Here is a 25,815-nt window from a genome sequence, read left to right as displayed (position 1 = left end):
CGCCAGGAAATACGGATGGCTGTGCGTTGCTTTCAAGCCAAGTTTTTCAGGATTCAACCATGAAACATCTACCCCTGTTGGCGGGCCTGTTCGGCTGCCTGCCTGTCTGCGCCTGGGCCCTTGAGTTGGCCCCGACGACCATCGATGGCGAACAAGCCGCCGAGCCCGGTTTGGCTTTGGACCAATCCAGCGGCGTGGCGTCGCGGTTGGGCTTGAGCGTGCGGGAAGCCCCGGCGTCAGTGGCCATCGCCACTCGCAATGACATCGAGCGCCACGGCGCCAAGACTTTCCGCGATGCGGCCAATACCTTGCCCGGCGTCAACGCCAGCGCTCCACCGGGGTTTGGCGGGTTTGTCTCCTACCGTGGCTTTACCAGCAGCCAGATCACCCAGATGTTCAACGGCATCAACGTCGCCACCGGCCTGGCACGCCCGGTGGATGCGTGGATCTATGACCGGGTGGAGCTGGTGGGCGGCCCCTCCTCGCTGATCAACGGCGCAGGCTCAGTGGGCGGTTCGCTCAACTACGTGACCAAGCTGGCCACCCGTGAGGAACAGGCTGCCGAAGGGCAACTCACTTACGGCAGTTATGACACCGCCGGCATGGCCTTCGGTGTCAATCATGCCCTGACCGACCCCGGCGCCGAGGTGCAGCACTACGCTCGCCTGGATGTAAGCCGCAACACCAACCACAGCTACATCGACCGCGACCAGCGCGACGCCTGGAGCCTGGCGTTTTCCTTGCTCAGCGATCTCACCCCGAACCTGTCCCACACCCTGGCGCTGGAATACCAGGACGAGCATGAAGACAGCCCCTACTGGGGCACGCCGGTGCTCAACCCCAAGGTCGGCGAACTGAAGATCGACAAGCGCAGCCGCTTCAATAACTACAACGTCGCCGACGGCCGCTACGAACAGCGCACGCTCTGGGTGCGGTCGATCATCGACTACCGCCTCAACGACAGCACCACGCTGAAAAACACCCTCTACCACTTGGACAGCCAGCGCGATTACCGCAACCTGGAGACCTACCAGTACAACGCCGACAACAGCGCGGTAAACCGCTCGACGGCCTATCAGGTGCGCCATCAGGGCGAACAAAACGGCAACCAGTTCGAGTGGCGCCACGAGGACCACATTTTCGGCCTCTCGACCACCTGGTCCGGCGGTTTCGAGTACAAGGTCAACAGCACCACCAACACCCCACTGAATGTGCCAGGCAACAGCGTGGTAGACCCGAACAACTTCGATCCCGGCCACTTCTATGACATCCCGCGAACCCGAGAGAACTTCGGCAAGGACAAGACCAACGAAGTCACCACCCAGGCATTATTCGTGGAGAACCGTCTGGGCCTCACCGATAAACTGTCGCTGCTGACCGGCTTGCGGTATGACGCCATCGACCTGGACGTCACCAATCACCGGGCGATAACCGCCACCAACCCCCGCCACTTCAAACGCCGCTGGGAACCGGTGACCGGCCGCGTGGGCCTGACCTATCAGTTCATCCCCTCGGCCAATGTGTATGTGCAATACAGCACCGCCGCTGAGCAACCGACGACCACCACGCAAGTGTTTGAGGTCTCGACGGGCAAACAGTGGGAAGTGGGCAGTAAGTTCGACTACCTGGACGGCCGTGGCTCGGCCACCGTGGCGGCCTACAAGATCGAGCGCAAGGACTTTGCCGTGACCGATCCGCTGGATCCCACCAACAGCATCCCGGTCGGCGCGCAGTCTTCCAGGGGCATCGAGTTGGCGAGTTCACTGCGCATCACGCCAAGGCTGCTGGCGGAAGGCAACTTCGCCTGGGTTGACGCCGAATACGATGACTTCAATGAGAGAGTCGCCAGCGGCGCGGTGGTCTCACGCAAAGGCAACACGCCCACCAACGTGCCCAAGCGCGTGGGCAACCTGTGGCTGACGTATGATTTTGCCGAGGACTGGCAAGGTGGCGTGGATGCGCGGTATGTGGCCGAGGTGTATGCGGACAATGCCAACACCCAGACGGTACCAGCCTACACGCTGTTCGGAACGTTCCTGCGCTATAAGGTGGACTCGCACACCTCGGTGACGGGCCGGGTGCGCAACTTGACCAATGAGGTGTATGCCGAGTTTGCGCATGTGTCGCCGGCGTATTACTTGGGCTCGCCACGAACCTTTGAGTTGGCGGTACAGACCCGGTTCTAATCTTGGAATGCAACTGAATGTGGGAGGGGGCTTGTCCCGATAGCGGTGAATCAGTCAACCATGCCGTGACTAAGACGCTGCAATCGGGAGCAAGCCCCCTCCCACACTTGATCTGCATTGAACTGAAAGATCCGTGGTTATTTCAGGCTGGCTTCAACCTTCTGCGCCAGACCCGGTTCTAATCTTGGAATGCAACTGAATGTGGGAGGGGGCTTGCTCCCGATAGCGGTGAATCAGTCAACCATGCCGTGACTAAGACGCTGCAATCGGGAGCAAGCCCCCTCCCACACTTGATCTGCATTGAACTGAAAGATCCGTGGTTATTTCAGGCTGGCTTCAACCTTCTGCGCCACATCCTCGGTCAACCACGCCTTCCACACCTCGGGATGTTCCTTGAGAAACGCCTGGGCCACCTCACGTGGCGCGGTGTGATTTTCGCTCATGGTCGCCAAGGCTTTATTCAGCGGTTCAATCGGAAACTCGACCTTTTCAAAGAACTCGGCAATCTGCGGATGTTCCTTCTGGAACGGCGTAGAAACGCCGATACTCAACTTCGACGCCAACGACCGCGTCGGCTTCGGATCAGGGTTATCTGCATCCGTCAGGGTCTTCCACGCCTCGGCATCAAACGGCGGTTCTTCCAGCTGGATCAGCTTGTAGCGTCCCATCAGCGGCGTCGGCGACCAGTAGTAGAACAGCACCGGCTTGCCACGGCGGATCGACGAGGCAATCTCGGCATCCAGTGCCGCGCCCGAACCGCTGCGGAAGTTCACGTAGCTGTCATCCAGGCCGTAGGCCTTGAGCTTCTGTTTGTTGACCACTTCCGAGGTCCAGCCGATCGGGCTGTTGAGAAAGCGCCCTTTGCCTGGGGATTCGGGGTCCTTGAACACGTCCTTGTAGCGCGCCAGGTCCTTCACGCTCTTGAGCTCGGGTGCGAGGGGCTTGATGCCTTTGGCAGGGTCACCCTTGACCACGTATTCCGGCACCCACCAGCCTTCGGTTGCGCCTTTGACGGTATCGCCCAGGCCTACCACCTTGCCTTCGGCCTCAGCCTTGACCCACACCGGGCTGCGGCCGGCCCATTCTTCGCCGATCACCTGGATGTCGTTCTTCGCCAGGGCGGTTTCCAGGGTGATGGTGGTGCCCGGCAAGGTGTCGGTGGGCAGGTCGTAGCCCTTCTCGACAATCACCCGCAATACTTCAGTGATCAGACTGCCGCTTTCCCAGTTCAAGTCAGCAAAATGGATCGGTGCCTGGGCCGCTGAAACCGGCAACGTCGTCGCTGACAGTGCCAGGGTCGTCAGGGATGCTGCCAACAGTGTTCTCAATCCTTTCATGCCTTCGCACCTCGCGATATCGCAGCCAATGGCGGACGGCTTTGCTGCGTATGCGCGAAGCCTCTGAACAATTAAGTCAACTCAACTGTAGTAGAGGTTCCGGGAGATAACGGGGGTTCGCTGTTTTTACTGATTATTCACTGGCCTTGAACGTCACCAGTTCACCCTTGCGCCATTTGGCGGCCTTGCCGGTCACGGCCTTCAGGGTTTTGGTCAGGCCTTCCTGCAGTTGCTCGGTGGCGGCAAATACCAGCATCACGCTGTGGCCTTCCTTGAACACAATGCCCTGGCCTTCGGCTGAAGACACAAAGGCGTATTCGCCCAAGCCATAGACGGTCAACTTGATGTCGCGGAACTTCAACTCGAACTTGCCGCCTTCACGACTCGGCAACACCGCGGCGCGGAAATGGTCACCGACTTTGAGTTCCAGGCGGGGCTTGTCATCCACCACCATCGCCGCTTCGGTGTCGATTTCGGCGATGTAGATGCCTTCCGGCGTCTGCTCGGTGATGTAAACGAAACGGGATTGAAACTGTTTAACCAACTTTGCGCGCAAATCACCCAGCACGAATAACGCGTGCATATCCAGATTACTGACTGCCAAGGAAACGCCCCCACATCGAAAAGAGCGCTGTCCGCCAGAGCGGGCAGCACAAAAAAACGGCCATCACGGCACGACCACATCACTCATTCTTTGAAAAAAACTGAAGATAATCCCGCCATCGCGCCGTAAGACGAGTGCGCACGTATGCGATAGACCTTGTGCGAGGTCATCAGGCACCACAGGAGATCACAGGTTCCACGGCACGAGAATACGCGCCGACCAACTTCAGAGAATAACCTGATTAAAAATGCAGTTTTCCGACACGCAAACACAAATAAACACACTGTCATGGAACCGTGCGCGGGCCAGCGACAACAATACTAAAACAGCAGCAAGGATCAAAACCACTCAAAACGCTGCAATAACGTCATCCGGCTAGATCGAAAGGAGCAGGCCATGCAACGATCACCCTACAGCGCTATGTCTTCGCACACCCGTTCATCCTGTCAGGACAGCGCTCAATTCTACCGTTTGAACGGCTTTGGTGGGTACTCGGATTCGGTTCTCTACCAAGTCGTACCCGCCGGCAGAAACTTCTTCCACATCCGTGAAGTGCTCAGCGGTCGAATCAAAGGCTTTCGCAGCGATCATGTCAAGGCCTGTGAGCTGGCCAAGAAACTTGAGGCCCTGTTGCAGGCCTCCCACAGCGCAATCGTTTCGTCCGCCGGGTAACTTAACTGCGCCGCCGACCCGCAACAACTGCCATACTGGCCCGTCCACTGAAGTTTGTGCCCCGCGGGCCAGGTTTCTCCAGTGCAGTAATCTCCAAGGGAAGGCTCTACGTGACGGAATTTGATATCGGCGAATTTTTCATCCATGGCGACGCAAGGGAGGTAGACGGTGAATTTCAAGCAGTGATCGTCATGCGGGCCAAGCCACCGCTGACCACTGTCACCACACACCAGGTGGAAAAAGACCGCTGGTTCAAAACCGCCGACGCCGCCGCCATCGCCGCAAAGGACGCCGCCAAGGCGTTAAAGACCGCTGTGGATGCTGGGGCCCTGAATTCCTGACATCCGATAGAACTCTACCGCGCCACAACCCTCCCATGCATAACGACCACCCTGCATGGAGAACGAAATGGACGCGCCAATCCCCACCCTTGAAACCCTGTTTGAACAATTGGGCCTGGATTCAACCCCGGACGCTATCGACGCCTTTATCGCCGCGCACCCTTTGCCTGACGACGTGAAGTTGATCGATGCGCCTTTCTGGTCCGCACAACAGGCAGGTTTTCTCAAGGAAGAGCTGCGCGAAGACGCCGAATGGGCGATCGCGGTGGACGAACTGAACCAACGCCTGCATCAACCGCACTGACGGTAGATATCTACACAACGTTCAAAGGCTGAAAAATCTCCCTGTAGTGAGCGGGCTTGCCCCGCGCTGGGTGGCGAAGCCGCCCCAAACCAAGCGACCTAGTTCTATCTGGAACTCGGCGATGTCTTTATTGGGGCGGCTTCGCCACCCAGCGCGGGACAAGCCCGCTCACTACAATATGTGTCGATACTTATGCCCATTCCGGAAAAGCCTAATTTACGTCAGCGCCTCACAGCCTCGGGTTTATAGCCCAGGCGCAAGCCGCCCCAGTGCCGGCCCTTGACCATGATCGGCACCGACAGATCGTGCATCAGCTCCCCAGTGTCGCGGGTATAGGTTTGCAGCAGAACTGCCTGTTGATGGCTGCCACAGCGGATCCCGGTGCGGTCTTCGAACTTGCGCTTGGTGCGGTTCTGCACCGCATCCACCTGGATATCGCCGGTCAGCGCCTGGGAAAACGCTTTGTTATGCGTCGGCACATAGCCCTGCGGTGTGCAGGCGATGGCGAACACCAACCCTTCATGCCGTGGCAACAGCGCCTCCTGGATCGCCGGCAGCACCTGGTCGGTGTAGCCGTCAAACCGGGTGTGGTACTTGCTCGGGCTGGTGTTGGCAATCGGCGTGTAGCTGCGGTCGAACAGGTCATCCAGGCTGATGCGGTTCTGTTGCACATCGGCTTCGAATTGCGCGGCAATCCGGCTCGCACCTTCGCGGGCCAGGTCGTAGATACGCTGGTGGTAGTCATCCAGCCCGACTGCCGCCAGGCGCTCGCTGATGGTTTCGGCCTGACCCTCCATCTGCACGGCGGCATCGGCCAGTTGACGGGTTTGCTGGTCACTGACGGCCAGGTCGCTGCGCATCTGTTCCACGGCATGGAACAGGCTGTCGAGCTGGGTGCGATTGGTGTCGGTGCCCTGAGCGATTTCATTCACCTGGCCTTCCACACCCGCCGCCAGCGTTGCGATACTTTGCAACTGCTCGCCAGCGTGCTCCACCTGCTCGACGCCAGTGTGCAGGTCCGCCGAAAGCTGGCGAATCTGCTCCACCACCTGGGCGGTACGTTGCTGGATATCCGCCACCATCACGCCAACTTCATCGGTGGCCGTGGCCGTGCGGCCGGCCAGCCCGCGCACTTCATCCGCGACCACCGCGAAGCCACGACCGTGTTCACCGGCCCGCGCCGCTTCAATGGCCGCATTGAGCGCCAGCAAGTTGGTCTGGCTGGCGATGGACTGGATCACCAGTGTCACCCGCTGGATTTCTTCACTGCGCTGGCTCAAGGCTTCGATCAGTTCACGGCTCGCGTTGGCGCGCTGGCTGAGTTGGTGCATGCGGGTAATTGATTGGGCCAGCACTTCGCGGCCCTCGGTGCTGCGCTGATGGGCTTGGCTCGCGGCTTCCAGAGCCTCACGACTGAGTTGGGAGGTGATCTTTTCGGTGCCAATCATCACTTCGGCACTGCTGACAATCTGCTTGGCGGCGCTCAACTGCGACTGCAACCGGGCGGCCAGTTGCTTGACCGAATAGGCCACGCCGGCAGCGGACAATGCGTTATGGCTGGTGGTGTGGGACAGGTCGCGAGTCAGCTCGCCAATGGCATCGACGGCCTCGGCAGACGCAATAACCGGCGTGCGGCGTTTCAGCTGAGGCAGCCAGATCACCAGCAAGGCCAGTGGCAGGCAGAGGTACAGCGGCAGGCTGGCAAACGCCAGGCCCAGCAGTAGCAACACCAGGGCGACGCTCTGCATCAGCTGCGTGAACCAGCCGGGCAAGCCGCGCACCACCGGTTGCGGTGGCACTGCTGCGCCCATCAGAGATCCGTCTCCAGCCATCTTCGCCACCCCACTGCTTGTCGTTATTGTCACTGCATTAAACGCCACTATCGGGCCATTATCCATGGGCCTTTAGTGGGGTAGCTTGCAGCAGATCAATAGACGGGGTGTAACGGGGTCTTTCCCTGGGGGAACGGCGTGGCGATCCCCCAGCTTCACCGCATCAGGCTTGGCGCTGATGCTTGTCGATCTGCTCGTGGCGCTCTTGCGCTTCGATGCAGTATTTGGTGGTTGGGCTGATCAGCAGGCGCTTGAGGCCAATAGGCTCGCCGCTGTCATCGCACCAGCCAAAAGAATCTTCCTTGATGCGTTCCAGTGCACGCTCAAGTTGCGGCAGCATGCGCTGGTCGCGGTCGATGGCATTGACCAGCCAAGTGCGCTCTTCTTCCACGGAAGCGGCGTCAGCCGGGTCAGCCGGGGTGTCCAGGCTTTCAATGGCGATGCGGTTCTGTTCGATGCGCTCGTGGTGCTCCACTTTCATGTCTTGCAGCAACTTCTCGAAAAAAGCGTGCTGTTCGGCATTCATGTAGTCATCCGCCGGCATGGCCAGCAACTTTTCCTTTGTCATTGATTTCTCTATAAAAAATACGTGCATTAAGGCGAATAAGGGAGCGTTCCGGTCGACCTCTGCAGGTCTCGGAAAGGCGCCGTCCATTTCAAGCGCCACCCGGCACTCAATTTACGAGGGGCGGCAGTCTAAGGCCGACTTGAGGGCGCAGCAACTGAAATGACAGGCAATTTTTCCGAGATAACCCCAAAAGGCACCAGGACGGGCTTGGCGAATGGTTATCGGAGTGCGTTTATAGCAAGAAATTCAGTGTTGTGGAGCTATATAGAAGACAAACGGTTAGAACGGCCTGATAAAGATCAAGTGTGGGCGTCGGGCTTGCCCGCGATGCAGGCGACTCGGTCCGTCAGGGCTACCGAGTGGATGCAATCGCAGGCAAGCCAGCGCCCACATTTGATTGGTGTTGGCCGTAAGACGATCTCAGCGTTTGAGCTTGCGCTTGTTGCGATACTGGTCAATCACGACTGCGACCACAATGATCAGGCCCTTGATGATGTCTTGGATATACGCGTCCACCCCGACAAAGGTAAACCCGCTGGCCATCACCCCGAGGATCAGCGCGCCGATCACGGTGCCGGTAATGCGCCCTACCCCGCCCGCCAGGCTGGTGCCGCCGATCACCGCCGCAGCAATCGCATCCAGCTCATAGGACATGCCCATGCCGGCCTGACCCGTCGCAGCGCGAGCCGAGGCCACTACACCGGCCAAACCTGCGAGCAAGCCGGCGATGCTGTAGACGATGATCAGATGACGCTTGACGTTGATCCCCGACGTCCGCGCTGCCTGCATGTTGCCGCCGATGGCGTAGGTGTACTTGCCGTACTTGGTGTAGCGCAAGGCGATGTGGAAGATCACCGCCACCACCAGGAAGATGATCACCGGCATCGCGCCATGGCCGATGGCCGTGTACGAGTCCGACAGCATACTCACCGGCTGGCCTTCGGTGTAATAACGCGCCAGGCCGCGCGCCGAGACCATCATGCCCAAGGTGGCGATAAACGGTGGGATACCGGTAACGGCGATGATGCTGCCATTGATCGCACCCGCCAACAGCCCCACACCCAGCCCCATGGCCACCGGGATCCACACCGGCAAGTCGGTCAGGCTCGGGAATACCGCCCGGGAAAAATCGGACGTCTGCGCCAAACTCGCGGCGATCATCGCCGACAATGCCAGCACCGAGCCGGAGGACAGGTCGATACCGGTGGTGATGATCACCTGCGTCACGCCGATGGCCAGCAGCCCGATGATCGACACCTGCAGGATCATCAGCACCAGGCGCTGGGAGTTCATCAGGAAGCTCTGGTCACGCACGATCCAGCCGAACAATTCAAACACCAGGCCGATACCGATCAGCACCAGGAAGATGCTCAGCTCGGTGGGCATGCGTCGACGACTCTTGGTTGGCACCGTCGCCGGTTTGTTATCCGTTATTGCGTTCATAGCCAATCACCTTTTTTATTCTGTACGTCAGTGGACTGCCGTCATCCCGGAGGCCAACTGCATGACTTTTTCCTGGGTCGCTTCGCTGCGATCCAAGGTGCCCATCAATTCGCCTTCGTGCATCACCATGACCCGGTCACTCATACCCAGCACTTCGGGCAGCTCGGAGGAAATCATGATCACCGCCATGCCTTCGCTGGCCAGGAACGAGATCAAGCGATAGATCTCGGCCTTGGCGCCAACGTCGATGCCCCGCGTGGGTTCATCGAGGATCAGCAGGCGCGGGTTGGTCATCAGCCAGCGCGCCAGCAACGCCTTCTGCTGGTTGCCGCCGGACAAGGTGTCGATGCACTGTTCAAGGGACGGGGTTTTCACCCGCAGCTTCTTGCACATGTCTTCGCACAGCGCACGCAGGGCTTTCTGCTGGATAAAGCCGTTACCCGAGTAATGCGGCAGCACGGCCATCTCCATGTTTTCCAGCACCGACAGGCACGGGAACAGGCCGCTGAGCTTGCGGTCCTCGGTCAGCAGCGCAAAGCCTTTCTCGATGGCCATGTGCGGGTCGCTGATACGCACCGCCTTGCCGTCCAGTTCAATCTGCCCGCCGTCGCTTGGGGTGATGCCGAAAATGGTTTCCGCCACGTTGGTGCGGCCCGAGCCCATCAACCCGGCGATGCCGAGGATCTCGCCGGCATGCAGGTCAAAGGAGACGTCCTTGAACACACCGTCCAGGCGCAGGTCGCGGACCGACAGCAGCAGGTCGCCGATCGGCGTCTCGCGCACCGGGAACAACTGGCTCAGTTCACGGCCGACCATCATCGAGATCAGGCTGTCGCTGTTCATGCTGTCGGCGCGTTGCAGGCCGATATAGTGGCCGTCACGAAACACCGCCACTTCATCGGCGATGGCAAATACTTCGTTCATTTTATGCGTGATGTAGACGATGCCTTTGCCCTGGGCCTTGAGGTCGGCAATGATCGAAAACAGGTGGGCCACTTCCTTCTCGGTAATGGCCGACGTCGGTTCATCCATGATCAGGATGTCGGAATCGTAGGACACGGCCTTGGCAATCTCGACCATCTGCCGCTCGGCGATGCTCAGGTTGCCCACGTGTTCCTCGGGGTCCAGGTTGATGCGCAGGCGTGCCAGCAATTCTGCCGTGCAGCGGTGCATTTCGCGGTGGTTGACCATGTGCAGGCTGTTGAGCTGCTCGCGGCCGATCCAGATGTTCTCGGCGATGCTCATGTGCGGCATCAGGTTGAGTTCCTGGTGGATCATTGCGATCCCGGCCTTCTGGGCCGCCAGGGGCGTTTCAAATACGATCGGCTTGCCGCGCAGGCGAATTTCCCCGGCGTCGGGCTGGTAGATGCCGGCGATGATTTTCATCAGCGTGGATTTGCCCGCACCGTTCTCGCCCATCAGCGCCAGCACCGTGCCAGGGCGTACACGCAGTTGCACGTCGGCCAGGGCCACGACGCCGGGAAAGCCTTTGCTGATGTTGACGATTTCCAGCAGGTAGGGTTCGTCCAGCGGCAACGGCTGGAGGCCGGGGGGCTGCGAGACAGCGGCTTGAGCGAGCATAGGGAGGTACTCCATCGGCAGGGCGGGCACGACCGCCCTGCCGGTTTATTGTTGTTATGTCAGGGCTACTTGAACTGGGCGACGTTTTCCGGAGTGATCAGTTGGAACGGAATAATCACGTTCTGCTCGACCGGCTCCTTCTTGGCCATTTTGCGCGCCGCTTCCACCGATCCCACCGCCTGCCCCTTGGCGTCCTGGAACGCCGACGCGGCCATGTCACCCTTGGTGATCGCGTTCAGACCGTCCGGGGTGCCGTCGACACCTGCGATCAGCACGCTGCCCGGCTTGGTACCCGCCGACTTCAGGGCCATGGACGCACCGATGGCCATCTCATCGTTGTTGGCCAACACGGCGTTGAATTCGCGACCTTGGGTCAGCCAGTCGTTGACCAGGGTCATGCCCTTGTCACGCAGCCAGATGCCGGTCTGTTCCTGTTCGATCTTGATGTCCGGGTATTTGGCCAGTACCTCCTTCACGCCCTTGGTGCGGTTGGTGGTGGAGTTGTTCGCCAGGTCACCCAGCAGGATCACAATCTTGCCCTTGCCGCCGAGTTTCTCAGCGATGTATTGCATTTGCAGGCGACCCGCCTCGATGTCATCGGAGGTCACCGCGACCACATCCTTGGGCAAGTCTTTCTGGTCGGGGCGGCGGTTGACGAAGACCAGCGGGATGCCCGCCTTGGTCGCCGCACTGATGATGTTCTTGGTTGAGGCGGTATCCACCGGGTTGACGATGATCGCGTCGACTTTCTGACTGATAAAGTTCTCGACCTGGCTCAGTTGCTTGACCACATCGGCACGCGCGTCCTCGAACTGCAGCTGCACGCCATCGCCCTTGGGATAGGACTTGGCTTGCTTGTCCATGTCTTCGCGCAGGTAAGTCAGGAAGGTGTCATCGAAGGCGGACATGCTCACGCCTATCTTCAAGTCGGCAGCCGAGGCAAAACCACTGGCCAGCAGCATGGACAAGGCCAGCGCGGTAAAACGGATCGGGGTCTTCATGAACGGTCTGTCTCCACTTTCTTGTTGGTTTTTTGGACGTTGCGTTTTTCAGAGCTCGGCAGGCAGCCGGACGACCGGTGCGCCTGGAATGCAGCACACCAGCGCGCCTTTGTTTTCGACGCACAGCACATTAAGGAAGGAGAAGTAGAACGGCCGGGCGCGGGGCAGGCCGCGTGGCGTGTGGGCAGGGCGTAAAACTCGCAGTACAGCGTTGAAGATTTTCATCTGACGGTACCTGGTTGTTTTTGATCTTGTTTTTGTTGAGTCGTGCGAATCGAGTCCGAACGTACTTTATGCAACCTGGAAAAGACTTTATTGGAAAATAATTTCCATATCAACCTGTTTTAGAATTTTATTCTATTTTTGTTGAAACCACCTGCTGGCGCTCGGCGCTCAGGCGTGCGGCGTCCAATATACGGGTGGTTTCCAGCGCATCATAGGCGTCCACCGGCAACGGCCCCTGCCCTTGCACCGCCAGTTGCAACTGCCGATAGAACTGCGTCCAGCAGCCCTTCTCCGACGGCACTCGCTCGCGTTCCGGGCCTTGTTCGAACCAGCCCCAGCGTCGGTGTTCTTCAGCGCCCCAATGCTCGCCTTCGGTCTTCGGCGACTTGCCGGCCATCAAGGCGTCTTCCTGGCCGTCCAAACCCTCGACGGTGTAGCAGCCGGCGGTGCCACTGACCCTGAAACGCGGGGCCTGGCTGTTTTGCAAGGCATTGCCCCACAGGTGAGAGATCACCCCGTTGGCATGGGTCAGGGAGACAAAGAAGCCATGATCCACCGTGGGGTGTTCGGCGGTGTAGTGCAGTTGGGCGAACACCCGATCTACCGGCCCGAACAGTTGCAGGGCCTGATCGACCAAATGGCTGCCCAGGTCGCGCAGCCAGCCGCCACCGCTGGCGTTGCCCACGGCTTGCGGGCTGTAGCGTTCCACGCGGGATTCGAACCGGGTGATGGTGCCCAGAGCGCCGGCGTCGATGAGTTTGCGCAGGGTCAGGTAGTCCGAGTCCCAGCGCCGGTTCTGGTAGACACTGAGCAAAGAGCCCTGGCGTTCAGCCGCAGTGATCAGGGCTTGGGCCTGTTCGGCGTTGGCGGCGAAGGGTTTGTCGCTGACCACCGCAACGCCGTGTTCGATGGCTTCCAGCACTAATGCGGGACGCCCTTTAAGCGTGGTGGAGATCACCAGCGCATCGACCCCGGCTTCGACGATCTGGCCGATGGAATCAAAGGCCTTGAGGCCGGGGTGGTCGGTTGCCAATTGCTGGCGGCGCTCTGCGGAACGCGTCACCACCCCGACAAAGGTGGCGCCTGGCAGTGTGGCAATCAGCGGCGCATGAAAGAAGCGCCCTCCATGGCCGTAGCCGACTAGTCCGATTCGCATACCTACACTCCTTGCTTGAAGTGAAAACCCGATTCAAATGTGGGAGGGGGCTTGCCCCCGATTACAGTGTGTCAGTCAATAAATATCTATCTGATCCACCACCATCGGGGGCAAGCCCCCTCCCACATTTTTGACAGTATTTCTCCAGTGATTCAGCCGTAGAAACGCGGGCGATCCGGCAAGCTCATCTTCACAATCTGCTCACTGCCCTGCGCTTCGATACACGCATCCGCCGCCACCGCCGCCGCGAACCCGTCCCACGCCGACGGCCCGCCGACCTGCCCGGCGCGCACGCTGTCGATGAACGCCTGCAACTCCACGTCGTATGCACCGATAAACCGATCCTTCCAGTCCATCAGAATCGCATTGGACAGCTTCGCCCCGCTGCGCAGTTGCACCTGGGATGGCTCCGGCAGTTTGGCGATACCGGTCTCCCCCACTACTTCGCACTGGATGTCGTAGCCGTACTGGCAGTTCACAAACACTTCCACATCGATGCGTGTGCCCTTGGCGGTTTCCAGCAGTACGATCTGCGGGTCACGCAAGTGCGCCAGGGCCTTGCTGGATTTGCGCGGGAACACCACTTGCACCGACACGTAGTCATCGTTGAGCAACCAACGCAATACATCCAGCTCGTGGATCAGGGTGTCGGTGATCGCCATGTCGGTCTTGTAGTTCTCGCCCACCGTGGGGTTGCGATGGGCGCAGTGCAGCATCAACGGCTCGCCGATCTGGCCACTGTCGATCACCGCTTTGAGGGCGCGATAGCCTTCGTCGTACGGGCGCATGAAGCCGACCTGCACCAGGCGCTTGCCGTAGGCCACCTCGGCGTCGACGATCCGGCGACACCCCTCGGCGGTGACCGCCAGGGGTTTTTCGCAGAACACCGGTTTGCCGGCGGCGATGGCGGCGAGCACGAACGCTTCGTGGCTCGGGCCCCAGGAGGTGACGAGCACCGCCTCGACCTGCGGCGAATTGATCAAGGCATGGCCATCGGGGTACACCTCGGCGTCCAGCTTGAGGTCCGCAACCACCTTGGCGGCCTGCTCAAGGTTGATGTCGGTCACCGCCACCACCTGGCTGTTGAGCAAGGTCTGGCTGCAACGACGAATATGGTCCCGGCCGATGGCGCCTGTACCGATCACTCCAAGCTTCAAAGACATACAAACACTCCTCTTGTTATTAGTACTGCCGGGCCTTCGCCAGGTGTTCATTGAGTTTTTTTGCGGCGGCATTCGTGCGTTCGCTGGTGGACACCTGCGCCACGCCCACGCGCCACCACGAGAGGTAGCCGTGGATCATGGTCTTGGGCAGCACCTTGATATCAATCAGCGTCGACACCGTTTGCGTACGCGCGTCCGCCAGCGCCGATTCCAGTTGTTCCACGGTGCTGACCTTGTAGGTCTTGCAGCCATAAGCCGCCGCGCTCATGGCGAAATCCACCGGGACCAGGCCACCATCGAGCTTGCCGCTCTCAGGGTTGCGGAAGCGGAATTCGGTGCCGAAGCTGTCCATGCCATTGCCGATCTGCAGGTTGTTGATACAGCCGAAAGCCATGTTGTCGAGCAGCACCACGTTGATCTTGCGCCGCTCCTGGATCGAGGTGGCCAGCTCCGAGTGCAGCATCATGTAGGAGCCATCACCGACCAGGGCGTAGACCTCCTTGGTTGGTTCGGCGAGTTTCACGCCCAGGGCGGCGTTGATCTCGTAGCCCATGCACGAATAGCCGTACTCGACGTGGTAGGTGTTGACACCCTTGCTGCGCCACGCGCGTTGCAGGTCGCCGGGCAGGCTGCCGGCGGCGGCGACGATGATGGCGTCATCCGCCAGGCTCTGGTTGAGCACGCCCAGCACGCGGCTTTGGGTCAGGCACGAGCCGGTCAGCTCGATGAATTCCCGCAGCACTGCACGGTCCAGGTGGTCGTCGACCTCCGGCACGAAGCCGTCGCCGGCGTATTCCACCTGATGCACGCGGTCCACTTCGGCATCCAGCTGCGCCTTGGCGTCGCGCACCTGCTCGCCCCAGCCGGAACGGTAGTCGCCCAGGGCATCGGCGAGCGCTTCAAGCGCGACCCGCGCGTCGGCCAGCACCTGCACGCCGTCGAGCTTCAGGGCGTCGCACGGGCTGATATTGAGGTTGAGAAACGTCACCTCGGCGTGCTTGAACAGTGATTTGGACGAGGTGGTGAAATCGGTGTAGCGCGTGCCGATCCCAATGATCAGGTCGGCCTCGGGCGCCAGCAGGTTCGCCGCCAGGCAGCCGGTTTCACCGATCCCGCCCACGTTCAACGGGTGACTGGAGACGACAGCACTCTTGCCCGCCTGGGTCTCGGCAAAGGGAATATCAAAACGCTCGGCAAACGCTTGCAGCGCGGCATTGGCGCCGGAGTACTTCACGCCGCCACCGCAGATGATCAGCGGTTTGCGTTTGCCTCGGAACGCCGCCAGCGCGTCACCGATCATCGCGGCAGTGGCCGGGCGACGCTCAATACGGTGCACGCGTTTCTGCAGGAAGTAATCGGGATAGTCCCAAGCCTCGGCCTGCACATCCTGGGGCAATGCCAGGGTCACGGCGCCGGTTTCGGCCGGGTCGGTGAGCACGCGCATGGCGTGGATCGCAGCAGTCATCAACTGCTCGGGGCGGTTGATGCGGTCCCAGTATTTGCTCACCGAGCGAAAGGCATCGTTGGTGCTGATGCTTAGGTCGTGGAACTGTTCGATCTGTTGCAGCACCGGGTCGGGCTGACGGCTGGCGTAGACGTCGCCCGGCAACAGCAGCAACGGAATACGGTTGGCCGTGGCGGTCGCGGCGGCGGTGAGCATATTGGCCGCACCGGGCCCGACCGAGGCGGTGCACGCGTAGATCTTGCGGCGCAGGTGCTGCTTGGCGAAACCGATGGCCGCGTGGGCCATGCCTTGCTCGTTGCGACCCTGATGCACGACAAGGTCACCGCTGTCCTGCTCCAGGGCCTGGCCCAGGCCCAGAACATTGCCGTGGCCGAAAATCGTGAACACCCCGGCGACAAATTTGCTCTGCACGCCATCGACTTCGATGTATTGGTTATCCAGGAACTTCACCAGGGCCTGGGCCATGGTCAATCTTGTTGTGGTCATGTTCGCACCTTGAATGAATGCAAATCTGTCGATCAACCGCGATTACCTGTCCGGTATCAGGTCCGGGATTTCTGCAGGTGGGCGATGCTCGCGCCCAACGCTTGCTGGATGTCGGCCAGGCCATGCACGCTCTCGGAAAACGGCTCGAACGACAGGTAGCCGCTGTAGCCGCTGCTGAGCAAGGTGTCGATCTGCGCCGCGTTGCCGAGGATGTCGCCCTCGCCCACCAGCACGCGGTGGCCGTCGCGAATCGAATTCAGCGGTGCCTCGGCATCTTCCACGCCGGAGATATGCACCAGGCCGGTGAGTTCCGGAAAGAACTCATGCTCGCTGGCCAGGTGATGGTGAAAGGTGTCGTGCACCAGGCGGAACACATCCAGGCCGCCGATGGACTGGATCGCGTCCACCGCCACGCGTTTGCGGCGCATCGCGCACGCTTCAAAACCCAGGGGTTCGATAAAGCCGAGAATCCCGTATTCGCGCAGGATCGGCGCCAGCTCGCTCAGGGCGGTGCGCAAGCCGGCAGCGCGCTGGGCTTCATTGCGCGTGTCACCCGGCTCGTTGAACGGGCACATCACCAGGCCCTGGGCGCCGCATTCGCGCGCGTAGGTCGCCAGCGTGATCGCCTGGGCACGACGTTCGTCGTTCCACACATCAAAGGGGTACAACGCGTTGATCGACAGCACCGTGATGCCTTGCACCGCGCACAGTTCGCGCACACGGCTGGCCGGGGTGCCGAATTCAATTTGCCTGTCCGCCAGGTCGTTGCGGAGCTCGATGGCATCGCACTTGAGTGCTACCGCCAATTGGATGAAATCCGGCAGGGACAATTGGGGAGCGACCATGCGGTTAAGGGCGAAACGTAAAGGCGATTGCATTGTTGTTGTTCTCCGTCCAAACCGCTGATTAAAGGTCCAGCAGCCAGCTGTGCTGCGGGTCGTTATGGAAATGCCAGGCGCGCTTGGGGCCGGCCATTACGTTGAGGTAATAGGATTCGTAGCCATACGGCACGCTGACCGGGTGATAGCCCTTGGGCACCACCACCAGGTCGCTGTTTTCCACCGCCATGGCCTGGTCGATGCTGCGGTCGTCGGTGTAGACGCGCTGGAACACAAAGCCCTGGGGCGGGTTGACCTGGTGGTAGTAGGTCTCTTCAAGGAAACTCTGGTGCGGCAAGTCGTCGGTGTCGTGTTTATGCGGCGGGTAGCTCGACGAGTGCCCGGACGGCGTGCGCACCTCCACCACCAGCAACGAATGCGCCGGCTCGCTGTCAGGCAGGATGTCGCACACGTAGCGGGTGTTGGCGCCTTTGCCGCGCACGCTGCGCTTGCAGTTTTCCGGGCGGATCAGGCGTGGTTCGTAGCCTTCTGTGCCGGGAGCGGCGCAGACGGCAATCTGTACATCGCTCAAGGCGGTAACTTGCGCATCGGTGCCCGGTGGCAGGTAGGCGGCGAACGGGGATTTGTCTTCAAACACCGACTGGCGGTCCCCCAGGTTCTGCCAGTTGAAGCCTTCACCCTCAATGTTCACCCGGCCGCTTAGCAGCACCAGGCACAGCTCCTGATCACCGGCGCTGACCGGCAGGGTTTCGCCGAGGCTCAGGCGGTAGGCGGCAAAGCCCACGTACTCCAGGCGCCCTTCTTCCAGGGCGACCATGGTTTTTCCGCGTTTGCTGCTTTTGACCAACAAGCTCATTTTCCGGTCCTCTCATTCAACAGAGCACGTAAGGTGTCGTAGCCTTTTTTCGCATAGATATAGCTCGGCGCCACAGCCGGGTCCTGCTCGGCCTCCACCACCAGCCAGCCTTGGTATTGGGCGGCGAGCAGCACATCGAGCAATTCGGCGAAGTCGATATCGCCATCGCCGGGCACGGTGAAGGTGCCATTGACGATGCAATCCGGAAAACTCCACATCTGGTTGCGCGCCAGTTGCACCACGGGTTTGCGCACGTCCTTGAAGTGCACGTGGCAGATACGCCCGATATGCTTGCGCAGCACGTCGATCGGCTCGCCGCCGCCCATGTAGCAGTGGCCGGAATCGAACAGCAGGCCGACTTCCGGGCCGGTACGGTTCATCAGTTGGTCGATGTCTTCCGGGGATTCAACATAAGCGCCCATGTGGTGGTGGTACGCCAGGCGCACGCCCTGGGACAGGGTAAAACGCGCCAGTTCGGTGAGTTTGTCAGCGTAGTCCTGCCAGGCCTGTTCACTGTGGAAACGTGGGCGTTCGATCAGGCGGATGCGCGAGCCCTGGATCGAGTCGGCCACCTCGCCGTACACCAGCACCGTGGCGCCGTTCTGTTTGAGCAGCTCGACATGACCGGCGATGGCTTCGATTTCCTCGGCCACCGAGCGACGGGCCAGGCGGCTGGAGTACCAACCGGAGACCAACGCCAGGTCGTAGGGGCGCAACACGTCGCCGACGCCCTTGGCATCCTTGGGAAATTTACCGTTGAGTTCGAAGCCTTCGTAGCCGATCTCCTTGCCTTCGCTCAGGGCGGTGCTCAGGGGCGTTTCACCGCCCAGGGCCGGCAGGTCGTCGTTGCTCCAGGAGATCGGGTTGATGCCAATTCGGATTGCGGGCATGGCTGCACCTTTTATTTTTATCTAACTTAAGCCGAGTGAGATTTGCTCTTTGTGGGAGGGGGCTTGCTCCCGATAGCGGCGTGTCAGGCAACACTTCTGTAACTGGACTGCCGCCATCGGGAGCAAGCCCCCTCCCACATTGGATTGCATTTCAAGTTGAGGACGATATTCAGTCTCGGGCACTGCGCCAGGCGTTGATCAACTGCTCGAAGGTGGCTTGCACCCGCTGGACCAGGGTCTCGTCATCAATCTCACCCGCCATCCACGCCCGGCTCGGTTCCTGGAAGATCGTGCGCCCCACGGCAAAACCCCGGCAGGTCATACTCTGGCTGGCTTGCTGGAAGCCATCGGCGAGGAACTCGGCCGAGGCATTCAGGCCCAGCAGCACCACGCCTCGGCAGTACGGGTCGCGCTCCTGGATCAGTTCGTCGAGCTTCTTCCAGTCCTCGGCCGACTGCGCCTCGATCTTCCACCACGCCGGGTAGATGCCCAGGTTGTACAGGCGCTTGAGGCTGCGATAGAGCACGTCGGGGTAAGTGGACGGGTGATCCTTGGGCGGGATGACTTCCAGCAGCAGTTCATGGCCGCTGACGATAGACGCCTCGTACACCGCCTTGAGTTGCGCTTCCTGTTCCAGGCGCAGCAGCGGCTCGTCGTCCGGGTGGAATTGCACCAGGCACTTGATGATTTGTTCCTGGGGCCAGGCAATCAGGTTGCTGCCCACCGAGCGGCCATGTTCGAACGCCAGCGGCCGCGAGTTCTGCACCTCCACCGGGCGCGCGATCCACCAGCCGCGACCGCTGGCGGCGTTGAGGGCGTCCTGGCCGAAGCGCTGGTCGGCGAGCAGGCCGACGTCGGCTTCCACGCCTTGCTCAGCGAGTTTTTGCTCGACGCGTTCGATGGCCTGGATAAACAGTTGCTTGATGGCGCTGATGCGCGTCGTGTCTTGGCCACCTTTCTGCGCCAGGTCCACCAACTGCCAGCGGTGGTCAAAGGCAAACACGAACAGTTGCTTCCAGTTCTTGCGCGGCACCGTCACGCGGTGCAGGCGCTGCAGCGTCACGTCCTGATCCGGGCGCGTAATCGGCACCGGGCTGTTGAACAGGTACTCGAGCTCCGCAGGCGTCGGCATCGCCGGCGCACAGGCGTGCCGCGAAACGACCAGGCCGCCGCAGGCATTGGCCAACTGGCTGCACCGTTCATCACTCGCATCGTTGATCCAGCCACTGAGGAACCCCGACATGAACGCATCGCCGGCGCCCAGCACATTGAGCACTTCCACACGCACACCGGGGTAGATGGCGCCGTCTTCCAACCGCGCGGGAATGGCGCCGTGGATGACTGTGCAACCCTGCGGACCGAGCTTGACCACCAGGGTCGCCGGGGTCAATTCGCGCACCTTACGCAAGGCGGTGAGCAAGTCTTCGCTGCCCCCCGCAATCAGGAATTCTTCTTCGGTGCCGACGATCAAGTCGAAGCGCGGCAGGATTTTCTGCACGTGCTGGCTGACATTCTGATCGGCAACAAAACGGGTTTCGCCGTCTGCCTTGCCTGCCAGGCCCCACAGCACCGGGCGGTAGTCGATATCCAGCACGCGCTTGACGTTGTGCTTGGCCGCGTAATCCAGCGCCTGGATGCTGGCCTTGTACACGCCGTCGGTGGAGAAATGCGTGCCGGTGATCAGCAGGGCTTTACTCGACGCGATAAAGGCTTCGTTGATGTCTTCGGCACGCAAGGCCATGTCGGCGCAGTTTTCGCGGTAGAACACCAAAGGGAAGGTTTCGCGGTCCTTGAGGCCGAGCAACACCAGCGCGGTAAGGCGCTCCGGGTCGACCTTGATGCCGCTGACATCGCAGCCTTCACGCGCCAGGGATTCCACCAGGAAGCGCCCCATATGGTCGTCGCCGACCCGGCTCAACATCGCCGACTTGAGCCCCAGCCGCGCGGTGCCGAAAGCGATGTTGGCGGAGGATCCGCCGAGGTACTTGGCAAAGCTGGATACGTCCTCAAGCCGCGCACCCACTTGCTGTGCATAGAGGTCGACGCCCAGGCGCCCGAGGCAAATCAGATCCAATTGACGCCCACTGGCAAAACGAGTCTGGCCCATGCTGGCTCCTGTTATTTTTATCAGCCTGCGTTGTGCCGCCGTGGCGACGGCAAACGCTCTTGGTGGGAGCAGACTAGAACGTCCTGCGGCACCAATCAATATTTATTCCATATATTTTTTCATTGGAATATTTTTTCCATTAAGCTTGTACAAGAGCATGCAAGCGGCAGTGCATCGTTTCAGCAGGCCACGGCCGCCGTGATGCCGAGGTATTTTTTTGCGCCTACCCTGTAGACTTGCGCCACCCATCAGCGCATCAGAAGAACACGCCAGAAGGATTGCCCATGTCCCGCACCGATCCCGAGACCACCCTGGAAGACTCTATCGCCAGCCCTCCGATCAATGCCGAGCGCCTGTTGCAGCTGATCACCGACGAATACGAGAGCCTGCCGCGCCAACTCAAGCGCATCGCCAGCTACATGAGCCAGCAGAGCGACCGGATCATGGTCGACCGCATCAGCGACATCGCCCGTGAGTGCGAAGTGCACCCGTCGGCCATCGTGCGCTTCTCCCAGCGCTTCGGTTTCAGTGGGTTCAGTGAGATGCAGGCGCTGTTTCGCGAGGCCTACACCCACAAGACCACACCGGTGCAGAACTACCAGCAGCGCATCCGCAGCATGATCGCCAACAAGTCGCAGAAAGCCAGCGGCGGCGACCTGGCGCGCGAGTGCGTCAACGCCACCCTGTCCGGAATCGAGCGCCTGGGGCTGGAACTGGATGACGTGGCCTTCGACAAGGCCGTGGACCTGGTGGTCAACGCCGACAACATCTACGTGGTTGGCGTGCGCCGCTCCTTTGCGGTGGCCGATTACCTGGTCTACAACCTGCAGCACACCAACAAGCGCATCCACCTGATCTCGGGCCTGGGCGGCAGCTACCGCGAGCAGATGCGCAGCGTGCGCGCCAATGACCTGGTGATCGCCATCAGTTTCACGCCCTACGGCAAAGAGACCCAGCACTGCCTGCGCATCGCCCAGCACCACCAGGCCAAGACGCTGATCATCACCGACAGCAACCTGTCGCCCCTGGCCAAGCGCGCGAACGCGGTGCTGTTGGTCAATGAAGGTTCGTCGTTTGCCTTCCGCTCGTTGAGCGCCACCCTGTGCCTGTGCCAGGCGCTGTTTATTGCGGTGGCGTACCGGTTGGAGTTGAAAGTGGACGAGATCCACGAGCAGGTTGGGTTTGATGACTGACCTGCTGCCCCACCTTTTGATCAGTAAATAGCCGCCAGCGCGCGCCGTGGTGACAAGTTGGCTGGCGCTACACACCACCCAATGTGAGAGCGGGCTTACTCGCGAAAGCGCCGTGTCAGTCAACTCATGAGTGACTGATACACCGCATTCCCGAGCAAGCCCGCCCCCACAGTTTTTTACCGAGTAAGACGCGCTATCAGTGCACGAATATCGCGATCATGATGATGATCGGGATTGGGATACCGAGGAACCACAGAAGTAATGAGCGCATGATGTTCTCCTTGAATTAACGTACGAAGTGTTCGGTGTCGACATACACCACGGCATCGCGACGGCGACCGCCGAAGGTGGCTGCGAAGCTGGCGAAAAATGCACCGATCAACAGCGCGATAAAGGTCCACAGCGAGGTATACGCAGCGACTTTGGCGGCCGTGTCAGCGGCTTGCTTGGCTTTGAGCTTGGCGTCTTCAACGGCTTTACGGGCATCGCCGTAGACCTTGTCGATTCGCGCCTCGGCATCCGCCTGGCTGAGGTTGGTGCGTTGGCTGATCAGTTGGGCCAGGTAGGCACGATCTTCGGCGGCAAGCTGGCCGTCGTTGCTCAGGGTGCGAGTGAAGATGCGTGCAACCACGCCGTGGGCCGCGTCTTCACTGACGGCAACCGGGCGATCATCGCGGAACAGGCTGTCAACGTAGTAATCGAAGTCGCCGCCGTTGACGCCCTTGGCGGCACTGCCGGCCGCTTGGGTGATACCACTGGCGGCGCCCGCTGCAACGCTCGCGCCGGCTTTGACGCCACCGCTGACGACACTGCTGACCGAACCCACTACCAGCATCGCCGTGATCAGCGTGGCAACAGCCCAGGCCAGGAAGCCGTGGGCGGTGTCGCGAAAGTACACCTCATCGCCGTGCATATTGGCCCACTTCACGCGCAACCGACCGGCGATATAACCGCCCAGCCCGGACGCGACGATCTGCGTGAACGCCAGCCAGACAATCGTGGAAATGCCAAGCCCCTTGGCACTGATACCGCTGTCGGCCCACGGCGACACCGCCGAAAAGCCCAGGCCGAAGCCCAGCAGTACCAGGATCAGCGACAACGCAGCCGCAGCAGCGGCACCGGCAAAGATCGCCCCCCAGGAAACCCCGGAGAGCGCGCTCGACTCTTGCAGCGTGGATGAGGATGTGATCATTGTTGTTTTGCTCCAAGGCAGAAAAATAGTGTTACAAGTCTCAAAAGGGACAGTGCAGTCACCATGCCAGTCGCTATTAAATTTAAAATCTTTATAAATCAATAGTTTAAGTATTTTGAACTTACCAAAACCATGCAAGTTGCAAGAATCGATCGTTTAAGGCGGGCGTTATGCATTCCATGCACTGAGCGGTGATGAAATCTGTGTCAGTTTTGCCAAGATGAAGTTTTATTTAGGAAGCGTTCAGGCATTTCTTGGCAAAATGTGTCCACTTCTAGTGTCAATCGCTCACCAGGTAATCCTATGACCCGTATTTTGACCATCGAGGATGACGCCGTAACAGCCCGCGAGATCGTCGCCGAGCTGAGTAGCCATGGACTGGATGTAGACTGGGTAGACAACGGCCGCGAAGGCCTGGTCCGCGCAGTGAGTGGGGATTACGACCTGATCACCCTTGATCGCATGCTGCCGGAACTCGATGGCCTGGCCATCGTCACAACCCTGCGCACTATTGGTGTATCAACACCGATCCTGATGATCAGTGCCCTCTCCGATGTCGACGAACGCGTGCGCGGCCTGCGGGCCGGGGGGGATGATTACCTCACCAAGCCGTTCGCCTCGGATGAAATGGCCGCCCGTGTCGAAGTGCTGCTGCGACGCAAAAGCACGGTCAAGGAATTCGAAACCGCCCTGCGCGTGGCCGACCTGGAACTGAACCTGATCAGCCGCGAAGCCAGCCGCGCCGACCAGCCCCTGAGCCTGTTGCCCACCGAATACAAACTGCTCGAGTTCCTGATGCGCAACACCGGGCAGATCCTGTCGCGGATGATGATTTTCGAGGAAGTCTGGGGCTATCACTTCGACCCAGGTACCAACCTCATCGACGTGCACATCGGTCGCCTGCGCAAAAAGATCGACCCACCGGGCCTCACGCCGCTGATCCGCACGGTACGAGGTTCCGGTTATGTCATTGCTGAACCCCTCTAAAGGCTGGCGCTCCTCCAGCAGCCGTTTGCTGGCGCTGTACAGTTCGTTGTTCGTGGCCTGGAGCTGCATCCTGATGGGGGTGTTGTATTACGAGGTTTCCGGGTACCTGGGCGACCTGTCGCGCCATTCCCTGCTGCAGCGCCAGCACTTGTTCCAGCGTTTTGACGGCGAAGAACTGGTGGAAGCCCTGACCACCAGCATGACCTTCGACATGAAGGGCGTGGACGCCTACGGCCTGTTCGACGAGCAGTTCCGGCCCTTGAACGGGCCGATCCGCGCGATGCCGCCGGACCTGCCCCTGGACGGCAAGATTCACGCCCTGGCCAATTGCGTCGACTCCGACGACCCCAAACTGCCCAAGGACAGCTGCGACGCCGTCGCCACCCACACCGACGACGGCCGCTGGCTGGTGCTGGTGCGTGCCAACGGTTCGTTGTTTGGCGTGACCCGCATCATCTGGCATGCGCTGTTGTGGGCGCTGTCGCTGACGATCATCCCCGGTGCCGCCGGCTGGCACTTGCTACGCCGCCGTCCGTTGCGGCGCATTCGCGGCATCCAGGCCAGCGCCGAAGCCATCGTCGCCGGTGACCTCACCCACCGCCTGCCGCTGTCCGATCGGCGTGACGAACTGGACATGCTTGCCGCCATCGTCAACGCCATGCTCGACCGCATCGAGAAGCTCATGAACGAGGTCAAGGGTGTGTGCGACAACATCGCCCATGACCTGCGCACCCCGCTCACGCGCCTGCGTGCGCAGCTGTATCGCATCAAACAGGAGGCTGAGGCGGAGTCGGACTATGCGGTGAAGCTGGACGACGCGATTGCCGAAACCGACACCCTGATGGCGCGGTTTCGCGGGCTGTTGCGGATCTCCGAACTGGAAGACCACCAGCGGCGCTCAGGTTTCCTGGTCATGGACCCGTTACCGCTGCTGCGCGAACTGCATGACTTCTACCTGCCCCTGGCCGAAGAAGGCGAATTGCAGCTGAGGCTGGAAATCCCGGAGTCCCTGCCGTGGATCACCGGCGACCGCGCCCTCTTGTTCGAAGCCCTGGCCAACCTGCTGAGCAACTCGATCAAGTTCTCCCCTCCGGGCGGCGAAGTGATGCTGCGCGGGGTCAATGATGCCGGCAGTACGCGCATTGAAGTGCATGACTCGGGGCCGGGTATACCCGCGGCGGAGCGTGACGCGGTGTTCCAGCGTTTCTATCGCGTGGATGAAAGCGACCAGCAAGGCGGGTTCGGGCTGGGCTTGTCGATTGTGGCGGCGATCATCAACTTGCATGGGTTCAAGTTGGAAGTGGGTACGAGCGCGCAAGGGGGCGCGCGCCTGATTCTGGAGTGCCGCCAACAGTTGATGCCTGAAGCCTGATCCATCAGGCAGTGA

At 60.5% G+C, this 25,815-nt stretch carries 23 protein-coding genes; 7 read left to right on the top strand and 16 right to left on the bottom strand.

Annotated features, from left to right (window positions below; translation table 11 throughout):
• Nucleotides 1-59 precede the first annotated feature (59 nt).
• Entirely contained in the window at nt 60-2,186 is a 2,127-nt protein-coding gene (locus ACI512_RS15765) for a TonB-dependent siderophore receptor (RefSeq protein ID WP_236383830.1), read from the top strand.
• A gap of 320 nt (nt 2,187-2,506) precedes the next feature.
• Here the strand turns inward: ACI512_RS15765 and ACI512_RS15760 are convergent, their stop codons facing one another.
• Nucleotides 2,507-3,523, bottom strand: coding sequence for an ABC transporter substrate-binding protein (locus tag ACI512_RS15760; protein ID WP_064053901.1), 1,017 nt, complete (start codon nt 3,521-3,523; stop codon nt 2,507-2,509).
• A gap of 133 nt (nt 3,524-3,656) precedes the next feature.
• Complete coding sequence (locus ACI512_RS15755; protein ID WP_046034041.1) at nt 3,657-4,106, bottom strand: hypothetical protein; 450 nt, start codon at nt 4,104-4,106, stop codon at nt 3,657-3,659.
• 417 nt (nt 4,107-4,523) lie between these two features.
• On the opposite strand from ACI512_RS15755, the gene ACI512_RS15750 reads away from it, so the two are divergent.
• From ACI512_RS15750 to ACI512_RS15740, 3 genes are all read left to right on the top strand, one after another.
• On the top strand, nt 4,524-4,799 hold the full coding sequence (locus ACI512_RS15750) for a hypothetical protein (RefSeq protein WP_064053902.1): 276 nt from the start codon (nt 4,524-4,526) through the stop codon (nt 4,797-4,799).
• Nucleotides 4,800-4,909: 110 nt separating this feature from the next.
• The gene (locus tag ACI512_RS15745) at nt 4,910-5,140 is read left to right on the top strand and encodes a hypothetical protein (protein ID WP_093546923.1); all 231 of its coding nucleotides are present in this window, start codon (nt 4,910-4,912) and stop codon (nt 5,138-5,140) included.
• A gap of 67 nt (nt 5,141-5,207) precedes the next feature.
• Nucleotides 5,208-5,444: a DUF2789 domain-containing protein gene (locus tag ACI512_RS15740; RefSeq protein ID WP_064053904.1), complete on the top strand. Its 237-nt coding sequence runs from the start codon at nt 5,208-5,210 to the stop codon at nt 5,442-5,444.
• A gap of 221 nt (nt 5,445-5,665) precedes the next feature.
• On the opposite strand, the gene ACI512_RS15735 is transcribed toward ACI512_RS15740, so the two are convergent.
• The 13 genes from ACI512_RS15735 to iolC form a co-directional block, all read right to left on the bottom strand.
• Complete coding sequence (locus ACI512_RS15735) at nt 5,666-6,892, bottom strand: methyl-accepting chemotaxis protein (protein ID WP_375232518.1); 1,227 nt, start codon at nt 6,890-6,892, stop codon at nt 5,666-5,668.
• A gap of 547 nt (nt 6,893-7,439) precedes the next feature.
• A complete protein-coding gene (locus tag ACI512_RS15730; RefSeq protein ID WP_003191666.1) occupies nt 7,440-7,844 on the bottom strand; it encodes a TraR/DksA C4-type zinc finger protein in 405 nt (134 codons plus the stop codon).
• Between the two features lie 420 nt (nt 7,845-8,264).
• A complete protein-coding gene (locus tag ACI512_RS15725; RefSeq protein ID WP_016975559.1) occupies nt 8,265-9,287 on the bottom strand; it encodes an ABC transporter permease in 1,023 nt (340 codons plus the stop codon).
• Between the two features lie 27 nt (nt 9,288-9,314).
• Entirely contained in the window at nt 9,315-10,868 is a 1,554-nt protein-coding gene (locus ACI512_RS15720; protein ID WP_043205233.1) for a sugar ABC transporter ATP-binding protein, read from the bottom strand.
• A 65-nt stretch (nt 10,869-10,933) separates the two neighbouring features.
• Entirely contained in the window at nt 10,934-11,869 is a 936-nt protein-coding gene (locus tag ACI512_RS15715; RefSeq protein WP_250949243.1) for a sugar ABC transporter substrate-binding protein, read from the bottom strand.
• Between the two features lie 48 nt (nt 11,870-11,917).
• Nucleotides 11,918-12,094, bottom strand: coding sequence for a hypothetical protein (locus tag ACI512_RS15710; RefSeq protein ID WP_012723783.1), 177 nt, complete (start codon nt 12,092-12,094; stop codon nt 11,918-11,920).
• Between the two features lie 127 nt (nt 12,095-12,221).
• A complete protein-coding gene (locus ACI512_RS15705; RefSeq protein ID WP_250949245.1) occupies nt 12,222-13,250 on the bottom strand; it encodes a Gfo/Idh/MocA family oxidoreductase in 1,029 nt (342 codons plus the stop codon).
• Nucleotides 13,251-13,402: 152 nt separating this feature from the next.
• On the bottom strand, nt 13,403-14,413 hold the full coding sequence (locus ACI512_RS15700; protein ID WP_236383224.1) for a Gfo/Idh/MocA family protein: 1,011 nt from the start codon (nt 14,411-14,413) through the stop codon (nt 13,403-13,405).
• A gap of 19 nt (nt 14,414-14,432) precedes the next feature.
• Nucleotides 14,433-16,364, bottom strand: a complete 1,932-nt coding sequence (iolD, locus tag ACI512_RS15695) for a 3D-(3,5/4)-trihydroxycyclohexane-1,2-dione acylhydrolase (decyclizing) (RefSeq protein ID WP_236383223.1) — start codon at nt 16,362-16,364, stop codon at nt 14,433-14,435.
• Between the two features lie 56 nt (nt 16,365-16,420).
• Nucleotides 16,421-17,242 (bottom strand): TIM barrel protein, encoded by an 822-nt coding sequence (locus ACI512_RS15690; protein ID WP_236383212.1) that lies wholly within the window; start codon nt 17,240-17,242, stop codon nt 16,421-16,423.
• Between the two features lie 28 nt (nt 17,243-17,270).
• The gene (iolB, locus tag ACI512_RS15685; protein WP_012723778.1) at nt 17,271-18,059 is read right to left on the bottom strand and encodes a 5-deoxy-glucuronate isomerase; all 789 of its coding nucleotides are present in this window, start codon (nt 18,057-18,059) and stop codon (nt 17,271-17,273) included.
• Nucleotides 18,056-18,949 (bottom strand): myo-inosose-2 dehydratase, encoded by an 894-nt coding sequence (gene iolE, locus ACI512_RS15680; RefSeq protein ID WP_043205231.1) that lies wholly within the window; start codon nt 18,947-18,949, stop codon nt 18,056-18,058. Before iolE ends, iolB begins: the two co-directional genes overlap by 4 nt.
• A 169-nt stretch (nt 18,950-19,118) precedes the next feature.
• The gene (gene iolC / locus ACI512_RS15675) at nt 19,119-21,056 is read right to left on the bottom strand and encodes a 5-dehydro-2-deoxygluconokinase (RefSeq protein WP_405121872.1); all 1,938 of its coding nucleotides are present in this window, start codon (nt 21,054-21,056) and stop codon (nt 19,119-19,121) included.
• Nucleotides 21,057-21,340: 284 nt separating this feature from the next.
• Here iolC and ACI512_RS15670 point away from each other — a divergent pair, with 284 nt between their 5' ends.
• Nucleotides 21,341-22,249: a MurR/RpiR family transcriptional regulator gene (locus ACI512_RS15670; protein ID WP_012723775.1), complete on the top strand. Its 909-nt coding sequence runs from the start codon at nt 21,341-21,343 to the stop codon at nt 22,247-22,249.
• Nucleotides 22,250-22,535: 286 nt separating this feature from the next.
• On the opposite strand, the gene ACI512_RS15665 is transcribed toward ACI512_RS15670, so the two are convergent.
• Complete coding sequence (locus ACI512_RS15665; RefSeq protein WP_405121871.1) at nt 22,536-23,441, bottom strand: hypothetical protein; 906 nt, start codon at nt 23,439-23,441, stop codon at nt 22,536-22,538.
• A gap of 303 nt (nt 23,442-23,744) precedes the next feature.
• On the opposite strand from ACI512_RS15665, the gene ACI512_RS15660 reads away from it, so the two are divergent.
• Nucleotides 23,745-24,428: a response regulator transcription factor gene (locus ACI512_RS15660; protein ID WP_010564812.1), complete on the top strand. Its 684-nt coding sequence runs from the start codon at nt 23,745-23,747 to the stop codon at nt 24,426-24,428.
• Nucleotides 24,406-25,800 (top strand): HAMP domain-containing sensor histidine kinase, encoded by a 1,395-nt coding sequence (locus ACI512_RS15655; protein WP_236381313.1) that lies wholly within the window; start codon nt 24,406-24,408, stop codon nt 25,798-25,800. Before ACI512_RS15660 ends, ACI512_RS15655 begins: the two co-directional genes overlap by 23 nt.
• Nucleotides 25,801-25,815 lie beyond the last annotated feature (15 nt).

The organism is Pseudomonas petroselini, assembly GCF_045037875.1.
GTDB lineage: Bacteria > Pseudomonadota > Gammaproteobacteria > Pseudomonadales > Pseudomonadaceae > Aquipseudomonas > Aquipseudomonas petroselini.
The sequence above is the reverse complement of the archived record's forward strand: the minus strand, read 5'-3'. Positions and strand labels throughout refer to the sequence as shown.